This window comes from Thermocatellispora tengchongensis (assembly GCF_014202315.1).
Lineage (GTDB): Bacteria > Actinomycetota > Actinomycetes > Streptosporangiales > Streptosporangiaceae > Thermocatellispora > Thermocatellispora tengchongensis.
Genome location: NZ_JACHGN010000003.1, coordinates 66505 through 79760, shown reverse-complemented (window position 1 = coordinate 79760; position 13256 = coordinate 66505). Strand labels below are relative to the sequence as shown.

11 protein-coding genes are annotated in these 13256 nt (G+C 73.6%); 4 read left to right on the top strand and 7 right to left on the bottom strand.

All coding sequences use genetic code 11. From position 1 onward, the window contains the following. The first annotated feature begins 8 nt into the window (after positions 1-8). Genes HNP84_RS06795 through HNP84_RS06780 form a run of 4 tightly spaced genes read left to right on the top strand, consistent with a single transcriptional unit; the run spans position 9 to position 4886 of the window. Positions 9-1784 (top strand): ABC transporter substrate-binding protein, encoded by a 1776-nt coding sequence (locus tag HNP84_RS06795; RefSeq protein WP_185048541.1) that lies wholly within the window; start codon positions 9-11, stop codon positions 1782-1784. Between the two features lie 55 nt (positions 1785-1839). Then, entirely contained in the window at positions 1840-2817 is a 978-nt protein-coding gene (locus HNP84_RS06790; protein WP_185048540.1) for an ABC transporter permease, read from the top strand. 12 nt (positions 2818-2829) lie between these two features. Beyond that, positions 2830-3852, top strand: coding sequence for an ABC transporter ATP-binding protein (locus tag HNP84_RS06785; protein WP_185048539.1), 1023 nt, complete (start codon positions 2830-2832; stop codon positions 3850-3852). Continuing rightward, a complete protein-coding gene (locus HNP84_RS06780) occupies positions 3849-4886 on the top strand; it encodes an ABC transporter ATP-binding protein (RefSeq protein WP_185048538.1) in 1038 nt (345 codons plus the stop codon). Before HNP84_RS06785 ends, HNP84_RS06780 begins: the two co-directional genes overlap by 4 nt. A 13-nt stretch (positions 4887-4899) precedes the next feature. Here HNP84_RS06780 and rpe read toward each other — a convergent pair whose 3' ends face one another. The 7 genes from rpe to HNP84_RS06745 all read right to left on the bottom strand — a co-directional run bounded on the left by rpe (position 4900) and on the right by HNP84_RS06745 (position 13245). Continuing rightward, complete coding sequence (gene rpe / locus HNP84_RS06775; RefSeq protein WP_185048537.1) at positions 4900-5586, bottom strand: ribulose-phosphate 3-epimerase; 687 nt, start codon at positions 5584-5586, stop codon at positions 4900-4902. A 12-nt stretch (positions 5587-5598) separates the two neighbouring features. Further along, positions 5599-6594, bottom strand: coding sequence for a phosphatase PAP2 family protein (locus HNP84_RS06770; RefSeq protein ID WP_185048536.1), 996 nt, complete (start codon positions 6592-6594; stop codon positions 5599-5601). 41 nt (positions 6595-6635) lie between these two features. Continuing rightward, entirely contained in the window at positions 6636-8075 is a 1440-nt protein-coding gene (locus tag HNP84_RS06765; RefSeq protein WP_185048535.1) for an RsmB/NOP family class I SAM-dependent RNA methyltransferase, read from the bottom strand. An 8-nt stretch (positions 8076-8083) separates the two neighbouring features. After that, complete coding sequence (fmt, locus tag HNP84_RS06760) at positions 8084-9013, bottom strand: methionyl-tRNA formyltransferase (protein ID WP_185048534.1); 930 nt, start codon at positions 9011-9013, stop codon at positions 8084-8086. Between the two features lie 5 nt (positions 9014-9018). After that, positions 9019-9567 (bottom strand): peptide deformylase, encoded by a 549-nt coding sequence (gene def, locus HNP84_RS06755; protein ID WP_221335965.1) that lies wholly within the window; start codon positions 9565-9567, stop codon positions 9019-9021. Positions 9568-9904: 337 nt separating this feature from the next. Continuing rightward, the gene (locus tag HNP84_RS06750) at positions 9905-11455 is read right to left on the bottom strand and encodes a hypothetical protein (RefSeq protein WP_312924025.1); all 1551 of its coding nucleotides are present in this window, start codon (positions 11453-11455) and stop codon (positions 9905-9907) included. A 38-nt stretch (positions 11456-11493) separates the two neighbouring features. Beyond that, positions 11494-13245, bottom strand: a complete 1752-nt coding sequence (locus HNP84_RS06745; RefSeq protein ID WP_312924024.1) for a hypothetical protein — start codon at positions 13243-13245, stop codon at positions 11494-11496. Between the last annotated feature and the right edge of the window lie 11 nt (positions 13246-13256).

The window sequence follows — 13256 nt, the reverse complement described above, 5'->3', positions numbered from 1 at the left end:
AGGACGACATGACCACTCCGAGGAAGCGGGCCGCGGCGAGCGTCGCGGTGATCGCGGCGGGCGCTCTCGCGCTCTCGGCCTGTGCCCAGGGAGGCGGTGGCGGACCGGCCCCCTCGGCCGCGGCGGGCAGGAGCCAGGACGTCCAGGCGCTGACCAGGATCAGCGTGGGCACCGCCGAGGACTCCCGGGGACCGGCCGCGCCCGAGCCCGGCGCGGTGAAGGGCGGCACGGTCAACATGATCGACCGCGACGACTTCTCCCACCTGGACCCGGCCCGGATCTACCTCAACTACAACGCCACCGCCTCCAAGCTGTTCACCCGCCAGCTCACCGAGTACAAGATCGGTGACGACGGGAGCATCAAGCTGGTCGGCGACCTCGCGGTGGACCCGGGCACGACCGAGGACGGCGGCAAGACCTGGCGCTTCACCCTCAAGGACGGCCTGAAGTGGCAGGACGGCTCGCCGATCACCACGGCCGACGTCAAGCACACCTTCGAGCGCATCTTCGCCCCGTTCACCCCCGAGGGCCCGCCGTACGCCGAGCAGTGGCTGCTGCCCGAGGGGAAGGAGTACACGGGCCCGTACGACGGCGAGCACCTGGACACGATCAAGGCCGTCGACGAGAAGACGATCGAGTTCACGCTCAACGCGCCCCACCCCGACTTCAACTTCACCGTGGCGATGACCGGCTACGGGATCGTGCCCGAGAAGCACGACACCAAGGAGAAGTACGACCGGCAGCCGTTCTCCTCCGGGCCGTACAAGATCGTCAGTCATGTCACGGACAAGTCGATGGACCTGGAGCGCAACGAGCACTGGGACCCGGCGACCGATCCGATCCGCAACGCCTATCCCGACAAGTGGCACATGGAGTTCGGGGTCCAGGCGCTGCAGTCGACCGACCGCTTCATCGCCGACAACGGCGACGACAAGAACGCCATGACCTTCCACAACCCGGTCGCCACCGAGCGGCTGCAGCAGGTCACCGGCGATCCGGAGCTGATGAGGCGCACGGTCTCGGGACTGACCCCGTACACGACCTTCTACAACATCAACACCAGCCGGATCAAGGACGTCCGGGTGCGGCAGGCGATCATCAAGGCGTTCCCGATGCAGCAGGTGCGCCAGCTCCAAGGGGGCGAGCTGGGGGCCGGCAAGTACGCCAGCACGGTGATGAGCCCGACGGTGCTCGGTTACGAGTCCTTCGACCTGTACGGCCAGCAGACCAGGCCGCAGGGCGACCCCGAGGCGGCCAAGAAGCTGCTCGCGGAGGCGGGGCAGCCCAACCCGACCCTGGTCTACGCCTACAACCAGACGCCGACCCAGGAGAAGACCGCGGTGGCGATCAAGACCGGACTGGAGAAGGCCGGGTTCAAGGTGGTCACCAAGCCGCTGAACCCCACCACCTTCTACGACGCGGTCGGCATGGTGAACAACCCGTACGACGTCTACTGGGGCGGCTGGGCGGCCGACTGGCCGACCGGCTTCACCTCGCTGTCGCTGACGTACGACGGCCGGCAGATCGCCGACCAGGCGCCGAACTACTCCCACCTCAACGACCCGAAGGTCAACGCGGCCATCGACGAGGCCGCCAAGATCACCGACCCGGCCGAGGCGGGCAAGGCGTGGGCCAGGGTGGACCGGATGATCATGGAGCTGGCGCCGATCGTGCCGGAGTTCTACCAGACCTACTTCGGCCTGTACGGCTCCGGCCTGGGCGGCGTGGAGTTCGACCCGATCACCGGCGAGCAGTCCCCGACCGACGTCTACGTGAAGCAGTGACCGCCGCCCGGTGCGGGCGGGCCGCCCGCCCACACCGGGCCCGACCGGAGAGCCCATGTACCACTTCCTGGTCCGCAGGATCCTCGGCGCACTGGTGATCTTGCTGATCATCACCGCCGTGACGTTCTTCCTGTTCTTCGCCATCCCCCGCGACCCGGCCAGGCTCGCCTGCGGCAAGATCTGCCCGCCGGAGACCCTGGAGCTGGTCCGGCACAACATGGGCATCGACGAGCCGGTCTTCCTGCAGTACTGGCACTGGCTCGCGGGCATATTCGCCGGGCGCGAGTTCACCTACGGCCACTGCGACGCGCCCTGCCTCGGCTACTCCTTCGTCAACCAGGAGCCGATCTTCGACGCGATCGTGGACCGCTTCCCCACGACCCTGTCGCTGACCATCGGAGCCGCGGTGGTCTTCCTGCTGTTCGGGGTGGGCACCGGCATGATCGCCGCCGCGCGGCGGGGCCGGGCCGCGGACAAGATCGCCAGCTCGGCGTCACTGGTCGGCGCCTCGATGCAGATCTACTTCGTGGGCGTGCTGGCGACCTGGGTGCTGGTGGACCGGCTCCGCGTCCTGGAGCGGCCCGCGTACCACGACTTCACCGCCGACCCGTTCGCCTGGGCGGGCGGCCTGCTGCTGCCCTGGCTGGTGCTGTCGATCATCTTCACCGCCAACTACACCCGCATGACCCGCTCGTCCATGGTGGAGCAGCTCAGCGAGGACTACGTGCGCACGGCGCGGGCCAAGGGCATGTCCTCGCGCACGGTCTTCCTGCGCTTCGCCTGGCGTGGCGCGATGGGCCCGATCATCACCATCTTCGGCGTGGACCTCGGCACGCTGCTCGGCGGCGCGATCATCACCGAGCAGACGTTCAGCCTGCACGGCATCGGCGAGCTGTCGATCAAGGCGGTGGTGAACCAGGACCTGCCCATGCTGCTGGGCGTCGTCCTGGTCTCGGCGGCGGCCATCGTCGTGTTCAACATCGTCGTGGACGCCGCGTACGCCGTCATCGACCCGCGCGTGCGGCTGAGCTGAGGAGAGACCCCGTTGACCACCCCGTTCCTGTCGGTCCGCGACCTGACCGTGGCCTTCGGCACCGAAGACGGCGTCGTCCACGCGGTGGACGGGCTCAGCTTCGACGTGGAGAAGGGCACCACGCTGGGCATCGTGGGCGAGTCCGGCTCCGGCAAGTCGGTGACCAACCTGGCGATCCTCGGCCTGCACGACCCGGCGTACACGAAGATCGGCGGCGAGATCACCCTGGACGGGCGGGAGCTGACCAGGGCGAGCCCGAGGGAGATGGAGCGGCTGCGCGGCAACAAGGTCGCCATGATCTTCCAGGACCCGCTGACCTCGCTGTCGCCGTACCACACGGTGGGACGGCAGATCGGCGAGACCTTCCGCAAGCACACCGGCGCGAGCCGCCGCGAGGCCCGCGACCGCGCGATCGAGATGCTGCGCCGGGTCGGCATCCCGCACGCGGCCTCGCGCGTGGACGACCACCCGCATCAGTTCTCCGGCGGCATGCGCCAGCGGGTCATGATCGCCATGGCGCTTGTGTGCGACCCCGACCTGCTGATCGCCGACGAGCCCACCACCGCGCTGGACGTGACCGTACAGGCCCAGATCCTGGACCTGCTCAAGGAGCTGCAGGACCAGTCCGGCACCGCCATCATCATGGTCACGCACGACCTGGGCGTGGTCGCCCGCACCGCGCACGAGGTCCTGGTCATGTACGCCGGGCGCGCGATCGAGCGCGGCGCCGTGCGGGAGGTCCTGGGCACGCCCCGCCACCCCTACACCTGGGGCCTGCTGTCGTCGATGCCCAAGCTGCGCTCGCCGGTGGACGTGCCGCTGGTCCCGGTGCGCGGCACCCCGCCCAGCCTGATCAACGTGCCGCCCGGGTGCCCGTTCCACCCGCGCTGCGACTACACCGAGCTGGCGGGGCCGGGGCTGTGCCGGGGCGAGCGCCCGGAGCTGGCGCCGCACCGGGGGCACGGCGACGCGTGCTACCTGACCCCGGCCCAGAAGCGCACGATCTTCACCGAGCAGATCAAGGACAAGCTGTGACGGACGATAACCTGCTGGAGCTGTCGGGGCTGACCAAGCACTTCCCGGTCACCGGCGGGCTGATCTTCAAACGGCAGGTCGCGAAGGTGCACGCGGTGGACGGCATCGACCTGACGGTGCGCGCCGGCGAGAGCGTGGGCCTGGTCGGCGAGTCCGGGTGCGGCAAGTCCACCACCGGCCGCCTGGCCGCCCGCCTGCTGGAGCCGACCTCCGGCGCGATCCGCTACCGGGGCAGGGACGTCGCGCACGCCTCCCGGCGGGAGCTGAAGCCGATCCGCTCCGAGATCCAGATGATCTTCCAGGACCCGTACTCGTCGCTGAACCCGCGCCAGACCGTGGGCTCGATCATCCGCGGCCCGATGGAGATCAACGACATCCGGCCCCCGGGCGGGCGCGACGCGCGGGTGCGCGAGCTGCTGGAGATCGTCGGGCTCAACCCCGAGCACTACAACCGCTTCCCGCACGAGTTCTCCGGCGGGCAGCGGCAGCGCATCGGCGTGGCCAGGGCCCTGGCGCTGGAACCCCGGCTGATCGTCGCCGACGAGCCGGTCTCCGCGCTGGACGTGTCCATCCAGGCGCAGGTGGTGAACCTGCTGCAAGGGCTCCAGCGCGACCTCGGCATCGCGTTCCTGTTCATCGCGCACGACCTGGCCGTGGTGCGGCACTTCTCGCAGCGGGTCGCCGTGATGTACCTCGGCAAGATCGTGGAGATCGCCGACCGCGAGTCGCTGTACGAGCGGCCGCGCCACCCGTACACGCACGCCCTGCTGTCGGCCGTGCCCGACACCGACCCGGACGGCGCGGCCCGCGAGCGCATCCGCCTGGCCGGCGACGTGCCGAGCCCCATCGACCCGCCCTCGGGCTGCCGCTTCCGCACCCGCTGCTGGAAGGCGCGCGACACGTGCGCCACCGAGGAGCCGCCGCTGAGGCGCCTGGAGGGGAACGCCGAGGGCCACCTGACCGCCTGCCACTTCCCGGAGGCCCCGGCGACCGCCGGCGACCAGGAGGTCGTGCTGGACCCGGCGCTGGGCTAGGACCGGCGCCGGGTCAGGGCTGCGACTCCGGCAGGGCCGACTCCCAGACGCGCTCGGCCCGCTCGCGCAGGAACTGCACCGCGCGGGCCGGGTCGTCGGCGCCGTAGACCGCGCTGCCGGCCACGAACACGTCGGCGCCGGCCTCGGCGCAGCGCTCGATGGTGTCCTCGGCCACGCCGCCGTCGACCTGGAGCCAGACCCGCCCGCCGTGCTTGGCGATCATCTTGCGGGCCCGGCGGAGCTTGGGCAGCACCACGTCGAGGAACGACTGCCCGCCGAAGCCCGGCTCGACGGTCATCAGCAGCAGCATGTCGATCTCGCTGAGCAGGTCTTCGTACGGCTCGACCGGCGTGGCCGGGTTGAGCGCCAGGCCGGCGCGGGCGCCCGTGGCGCGGATCTGGCGCAGGGTGCGCACCGGGGCGCTGGCGGCCTCGGCGTGCACGGTCACGCTGCCCGCCCCCGCCTCGCCGTAGGCCGGGGCCCACCGGTCGGGGTCCTCGATCATCAGGTGGCAGTCGATCGGCGTCGAGGTGGCCTTGAGCAGGGCCTCGACGACGGGCAGCCCGATCGTGAGGTTGGGCACGAAGTGGTTGTCCATGACGTCCACGTGCAGCCAGTCGGCGTTGGGCACCGCCGCCACCTCGTCGGCGAGCCGGGCGAAGTCGGCGGACAGGATGCTGGGCGAGATCTGTACGGCCATGATGGGGCCAGTCTATGGGCCCGCCGTCACCTCCCGTGGCCGGGCCAGGCCGAGTCGCAGGAACAGCAGCGGCGCGCCGAGGACCACCCACAACGCCACCAGCGTGTAGCGCACGGCCCCGGCCGCGATCGTCTCCCCCAGTACTCCCGCCGCCGCCCACACCAGCACCGCCCCGGCCATCCCGATCAGCCACCGCAGCGCCCGCACGCCCGCCGGCCCGGCCGCCGAGAACCAGCCCGCGCGCGCCATCACCGACGCGCCCGCCAAAGCCCCGGTCACGGCCCCCGACATGGCCACCACCCGGTCCATGCCGCCCGGGTCGTCGGCGCCCGCCTCGCGCCACGCCGCGGGCAGCGACCAGCCCTCGTGCGCCAGCGTGGCCAGCGCGCCGCCGCCGAGCAGCACCGCGCCGGCGGCCACGGACAGGGCGAGCTGCACCGCCATGGCCCGCGCCCGCCACCAGCGCGCGGCCGGCCCGCCCAGCCGCTCGTACACCAGCAGGAGCAGCGCGCCGAGCGCCGGCCCGCCGAGGACGTCCGAGACGAAGTGGACCCCCAGGTAGACCCGCGACACCGACACCAGCGCCACGAAACCGAACGCCGCCCACTGCGCCGAGGGCACCCCGTACGGGCCGCGCCCGCCGCCGACCAGGACCCGGCCGGCCACGAGCGAGGTCTGCGCGTGCCCCGACGGCATGCCGAAGGACCCCTCACCGCTCAGCACCCGCACCCGCCCGTCGATCCACGCGGGCCGGGGCTGGTGGAAGGCCAGCTTGGCCACCGCGTTGACCCCGGCCGACACCAGCACCGCCAGCCCGACCCGCACCCCGAGCCGCGGGCTCACGCACCAGTACACCGCCGACAGCGCCACCAGCACCGTGCCGTCGGCCCCCAGCGCCGAGACCAGCCACAGCAGCGGCCCCATCCACCACAGCCACTCCTGGGCCACGATGGTGATCCCGGTCTCGGCACGGTGCAACCCCTCGAACCACTCGGCCCACTCGCTCACAGCAGCCACGCTACCCAGGCACGGTGCCCCCGGCGTGATCGTCAGGGGCGGCGGCGCAGCAGGGCCAGGAACATCGCGTCGGTGCCGTGGCGGTGCGGCCAGAACCGCGCGTACGGGCCAGGGCCGAGGCCGGGCACCTCGGGCAGGTGGGCGGGCGCGTCCAGCGCCTCGGCGTCCGCGTGGCGCGCCAGCGAGTCCTCCACCACGGCCGCGGTCTCGGCGACGTGCGGCGAGCAGGTCACGTACGCCACCACGCCGCCCGGCCGCACGGCCCGCAGCGCCTCGTCCAGCAGGGCCCGCTGCAGCCCGGCCAGGTCGGGGACGCTGGCCGGGTCGCGCCGCCAGCGGGCCTCGGGCCGGCGGCGCAGCGCCCCCAGCCCGGTGCAGGGGGCGTCGAGCATGATCCGGTCGAAGGACGCCGGGCGCCACACCGGGCGGGTGCCGTCGGCGACGATCACCTTGGCGTCGCGGGTGGTGCGCCACACCAGCCGGGCGCGGTGGTACTGCACGTCGGCGGCCAGCAGCCGCGCCCCCTCGCCGGCCGCGACGGCGTCGAGGAGCCCGGCCTTGCCGCCGGGCCCGGCGCACATGTCGAACCAGCGCTCGTCGCGGCCCTCCAGCGGCACCCGGGTCAGCGCGAGCGCGACGAGCTGGCTGGCCTCGTCCTGCACCGCCGCCCGGCCCTCGGCCACCGCCGGGACGGACGCCGGGTCGCCCTCGGTGAGGTAGGCCGCGTACGGCGAGTACGCCGCGGGCACGGCGCCCGCCTCGGCCAGCTCCGCCACCGTGCTGCGCCCCGGCCGCGCCACCAGCGCCACCCGGGGCCGCTCGTTGTCGGCCTCCAGCAGCGCCGCGGTCTCGCGGAACAGCGCCTCGTCCTTGTCGGGACGGGCGGCGGCCAGCGCGTCGCGCAGCGCCGAGACGATCCAGCGCGGGTGGCTGTAGGAGACGGCGAGGTTGCCGATCGGGTCGTCGTCGGGATCGGGGGCCACGATGGGCAGCCAGTCGTCCAGCGAGCGGGTGGCGACCTTGCGCAGCACCGCGTTGGCGTAGCGCGAGGGGCCGGTGCCGATGCGCAGCCGCACCAGATCGACGGTGGTGCCCACGGCGGCGTGGGCGGGCACGCGGGTGCGCAGGAGCTGGTGGGCGCCGATCCTGATCGCGTCGAGCAGCGGCGGGTCGAGGTCCTCGGGCGGGCGGTCGCTGCAGGCGGCGATGATCTCGTCGTACGTGCCCAGGCCGCGCAGGGTGCCGTAGGCCAGCTCGGTGGCCAGCCCGGCGTCACGCCCGCTCAGCCGCCGCTCGCGGATCAGTGCGGGCAGCAGCAGGTTGGCGTAGGCGTCGCGCTCGTCCACGGCCCGCAGCACGTCGTAGGCCGCGTTGCGGGCCTCGTCGCGCACCGGCCGCTGCTGCCGCCGCGGACGGCCGCCACCGCGCCCGCCCCGGCCGCGGCGGGCGTCGTCGGGTCCCTTCTGGGGCATCGCCGCGCTCACACCACCTGGTCGCCGCTGCCGATGCGGACCCCGCGGGCCCACTCGGCCGCCGTCATCGGCCGCTTGCCCTCGGGACGCACCTCGCCCAGCTCCACCGGGTGGGTGGCCGTGCCCACGAAGACCGCGTGCTTGGTGGCGGCCACCTCGCCGGGGGCCAGCTTGTCGGCCTCGGGGGCCGGGCGCACCGGCCCCAGCTTCACCCGCTGGCCGCGGAACTCGGTCCAGGCCCCGGGGGCGGGGGTGCAGGCGCGCACGAGGCGGTCCACCCGGAAGGCCGGGGCGGTCCAGTCGACGCGGGCGTCGTCCACGGTCAGCTTGGGCGCCAGGCTCACGCCCTCCTCGGGCTGCGGGCGCGGGGTGAGCACGCCGTCCTCGATGCCGTCGAGCGTGGCCACCAGCAGCTCGGCGCCGGAGATCGCCAGGCGGGCCAGCAGCTCGCCGCTGGTGTCGGCGGGCCGGATCGGCTCGGTGACGACGCCGTAGACGGGCCCGGCGTCCAGCGCCTTGACGATCTGGAACGTGGACGCCCCGGTGATCTCATCGCCGTTGAGCACCGCGTGCTGCACGGGGGCGGCGCCCCGCCAGGCGGGCAGCAGCGAGAAGTGCAGGTTGACCCAGCCGTGGCGCGGGATGTCCAGCGCGGCCTGCGGCAGCAGCGCGCCGTACGCGACGACGGGGCAGCAGTCGGGGCCGATCTCGCGCAGGCGGTCCAGGAAGGCGGGGTCGCTCGCCTTGGCCGGGCGCAGCACCTCCACGCCCGCCTCCTCGGCGACCTCGGCCACCGGGCTCGGATGCAGCTTGCGCCCCCGGCCCGACGGCGCGTCGGGCCGGGTGACGACGGCGGCGACCTCGTGCCGCGGGGAGTCGAGCACGGCCCGCAGGGCGGGCAGCGCCGTTTCGGGGGTTCCGGCGAAGACCAGGCGCACGGCGGCTACAGCGCCTTCCCCTGGGTCGCGTGCGGCGAGAACTTGACCTGCGGCGCGGGCAGGCCGCTCCACTCGGCCTCGCGGACCGCCTTCATGGCCAGCTTGCGCTGCGCGGGGTCCATTCGGTCGATGAACAGGATGCCGTCGAGGTGGTCGGTCTCGTGCTGGAAGCAGCGCGCCATCAGGTCGGTGCCCTCCAGCGTGACCGGCTCGCCGTGCATGTCGAAGCCCTTGGCCACCGCCCGGATGCGCCGCGGCGTCGGGAAGGACAGGCCGGGGAAGGACAGGCACCCCTCCTCGCCCTCCTCGTCCACCTCGTCGCCGAGGGTCAGCTCGGGGTTGACCAGATGCCCGAGCTGCTCGTCCACGTAGTAGGTGAAGACCCGCAGGCCGACCCCGATCTGCGGCGCGGCGAGCCCGGCCCCCGGCGCGTCCATCATCGTGTCGGTCAGGTCCTTGACGAGCTTGCGCAGTTCCTTGTCGAAGTCAACCACCGGCTCGGCCGGTGTGCGCAGCACCGGGTCGCCGAACAGGCGGATCGGCTTAATCGCCAACGGGCCACTCCGTTCCACATCAACGGACGAACGAGGATCGTCCCAGTCTACGGGCCCGAAGGCGAAGATCTGCCCCATCCACCCGCCCGTCGTACACCAAGAGTCACCATAAGCGCACGATGCGCACCTCCCCCGGACCCGCGCGGGCGGGCCGGGGGGCCTGGGGCGGGCCGGGCACCGGGCGGGCACCGGGCGGGCGCCGGTCAGGCCCCGTCGGGCACCGGCCGGGCACCGGTTCAGGCACCGGGTCCGGGCGGCGCTCAGCGGAGGGCGCCGGACCGGGCACCGGTCAGGCACCGTCGGGCACCTACCTGTCAGGCGCCGGTCCGGGCAGCGCTCAGCGGAGGGCGCCGGAGCGGGCGCGCATGGCGGACTTGCGGGCCGCCTTGGCTATGGCGGGGTCGGGGTGGTTGGCGGCCAGGAGGTCCAGGACGGCCAGGGCCTGGGGGTGGTCCACCGAGGGCATCTCCTCGACCAGGCGGGCCAGCTCGTCCTCCTGCATGACGGCCTCGAAGACGGTCATCTCCTCCGGGCCGTCGCTCGCGTGCAGGAGGGCGGCGAGGGTGTCCACGGCCAGCCAGTCGCCGTCCTCGGGGCCCAGGGCGGGGGCGGGCAGGTCGCGGACGTGCAGCCAGGAGGCGGCGTAGCGCCACATCAGCGGGTCGTCCAGCGCGGCGCGCACGGGGGCCTCGGCCTCGGGGCCCAGCTCCTCCAGGATCGTGCCGACCATACCGCGCACGCCCGGCGTGCCGGAGGAGCCGATCGCGACCAGCTCGCGGGCGGCGTCCTCGGGGCGGCGGCGCTCCAGCCACACCGCGACCGCGCTCGGGGCGGCCTCGCCGGCCAGCATCGCCTGGACCAGCTCGCGCGCGGTCAGCTCGGCGAAGACGGCGACCTCGGCCACGGTGGGCGCGTCGTGGCCCTCGCGCAGCAGATCCTGGCGGACGGCCCACAGGCCGAGCGGGGTGAGCCTGGGCATGCCCTCGGCGTGGCCCTCGATCAGGCCGCAGTAGCTCAGCAGCTCCAGGGCCTCGGCCAGCTCGCCGGGGAGCGCCGCGGCCAGGCGGCGCATCTCCTCCGGCGGGGCCTCGCAGGCCACCTCGTGCGACTGCAGGATGCCCTTGACCAGCGTGGCCTCGGCCAGGCCCTCGCTCACGGAGTACATCGTGGCCAGCATCTCGGCCAGGTGGTCGTCCACCACGGCCGAGCCGGTGAGGCTGTCGTCGGCACGGTCCAGGACGTCCATGACCACACCGTCGTAGAACTCCAGCAGCTCGTGCGGGGTCATGGCGTCGCCGCCGGAGCCGGTGAAGGCGCCGGGCGAGACCCTGCCGCCGACGATCTGCAGCAGCCCGGTGTTGACCGCGACCACCCACAGCAGGTGCAGCAGGGGGATGTCGGCGGCGCTCGCGGCGGCGGCGAGGCGGTCGGCGGGCACCGGCAGGACCAGCTCCGCCACCGCGGCCCGCGCCTCGTCCAGCGGTAGCAGGCGCTCCTCGGTCACCTCGCGGGAGCCGGTCCAGGCCGCGAGCCTGCGCGCGTCGGTGACGAGGGGCACCGACAGCACGTCGGCCGCCAGGCGCGCGTCGTCGTGCAGCGCGACCGGCGGGAAGCTGAGCACCTCCGGGTCGCACTCGGGGCAGTCGCAGGCGTCGTGGACGGCCGCGCCGCCGATGCCCTCGGGGCCCAGCGGGCCCTCGGAATCCTCGGCGCCCCCGTGACCCGGGCCGCCGCTCACGACGGCGGACGCGCCCGCGCCAGGGCGGGCGCCGGCGAGCTGCGCGAGGATCTCGGCGCGCTGCCGCGGAGGCACCTCGCCCAGGTCACCGACCAGTTGCCGCAACTCGCCGAGGTCGTAGACGTTTCCGGTGTTCCCTCTGTTTGCCACTCAGGAAACTTACTGCACAGCGGTCACGGGTGAGTACGTCATCCGATGGAACGGGACCTGGCTTTGAAGGCGGCCTTGCGCGCCGCCTTCGCGACGTTGCCGTCGGTCATCGACCGGCCGAGCAGCTCCAGCACCTCCACCACGTCGGGGTGGTCCACCCGCCACATCTCCTCGATCAGGTGGGCCGGCGGCCCGGAGGCGGCCATGTTCTCGGCGAACGACTCGGGGTCGTCCTCGGCGGCGGGCATGGCCAGGGCGAGCATGTCCACGCTCACCCACAGCAGCTCCTCCTGGGTGAGCTGGGGGCAGGGCAGGCCGCGCGCGGACAGCCAGTGGATCGCGTGCGGGCGCAGCTCGGGGTCGTCCAGGCAGGCGCGCACGGCCGGCTCGGCCTCCGCGCCCAGCCGGTCCACGATGGTCACCGCGATGCCCCGGGCCACGGCCGGGGCGCCGGCCGCGGCGCCGAGCAGCTCGGCCGCGGCGGCGCCGGCGGGCCTGCGCTCCAGCCAGCGGGTGATGTCGTCCTCGGCCAGCTCGGCGGGCACGCCCGACAGCAGCCCCTCGATCAGCTCCCCGGCGCTCGCGTCGGCGAGGTCGGGGGCCTCGGGCGCCTCGATGCCGAGGTCGGAGTACAGCTCGCGCAGGCCCCACACGGCCAGCGGGGTGAGCGTGATCATGTCGCCGCGCACGTGCTCGACCAGCCCGCAGTAGCCCAGCCGGACCGCCGCCAGGGCCAGGTCGGGCGCGCTCTCGCCGACCCCGGTCTCCTCCAGGTAGCCGGCCACGACGTCCAGCGAGACGGGCGCCTGGACCCGGTAGAGCATGTCGCACAGGTCGTACAGCTCCTCGTCGAGAAGCGGCTCGCCGGTGACGCGGCCCTCGGTGTCCTTGTCCACCATGTACTCCACCGCGCTCGCCCACAGGTCGAGCACGTCGTCCTCGTCGCGCTCGTCGAGCGGGCCGAACCCGTCGTCCACCGCTACCGCCCCGTCGCGCGCCTCGGCGACGCCGGTGTAGACGGCCAGGTCCCACAGCAGCGCGGGCTCGGCCACGCCCAGCTCGGACACCGCGGCGGGGACGTCGGCGGCGCGGAAGCGGCCCTTGGCGGTCGGGGTGCGGCCGGAGGCGAGCATCCACTCCACCAGCCGGTGGGCGTCGTGCAGCAGCGGCACCTGCCGCGCCGCGGCGGCCAGCCGCTCGCGCGGGGCCAGGCGCACGGCGGGCAGCGGGGAGCACTTCGGGCAGTCGCACGGCTCGGGCCCGGGGGTCCCGGCGCTCCCGGTGCCGGCGTGCGGAACGGTCCCAGAGGCGGCGGGCTTGGGGGCGGCCGGACGGACCAGGTCGGCCCCCGGGCCGAGCGGGCCGATCTGGTCGGGGTGCTCCAGTGACTCGGGGCCGATCGCGCTGAAGATGCTCTTGGCCATGCCGAAGCGGGAGGTGTCGGCCAGCGCCTCGGGCATCTCGGGCTCGATGCGGTCCAGCGTGGCGCGCATGCGCGCCGCCTCCTTGCCGGCGACCTCCCCCGAGGACTGGAGGAAGTCGACAAGGGTGCGCGCGGCGGCCAGGGTCTCGCCGGCGCTCTCGGGCGGCGCGATGACCTTGCGCGGGTAGATCGAAAGCAGCAGTTCCTCGAACGTGCCGGAGGTGAAGTCGCCGAGCGTCTCCACGCCCAGGTAGTCGCTCGCGTAGTCGCACAGCAGCCGGATCTCGTCAACATCGATGGCGACGGCGTGCGCGCGCCCCCAAGCGCGCAGATCGTCGATGGCTCGATTAACCCATTCGATCGACACAGGGGAAAACT

Coding starts and splice junctions, on each gene's coding strand:
- HNP84_RS06790 (WP_185048540.1), top strand. CDS start 1,840: ATGTACCACTTCCTGGTCCGCAGGATCCTCGGCGCACTGGTGATCTTG.
- rpe (WP_185048537.1), bottom strand. CDS start 5,586: ATGGCCGTACAGATCTCGCCCAGCATCCTGTCCGCCGACTTCGCCCGG.
- HNP84_RS06765 (WP_185048535.1), bottom strand. CDS start 8,075: ATGCCCCAGAAGGGACCCGACGACGCCCGCCGCGGCCGGGGCGGGCGC.
- HNP84_RS06795 (WP_185048541.1), top strand. CDS start 9: ATGACCACTCCGAGGAAGCGGGCCGCGGCGAGCGTCGCGGTGATCGCG.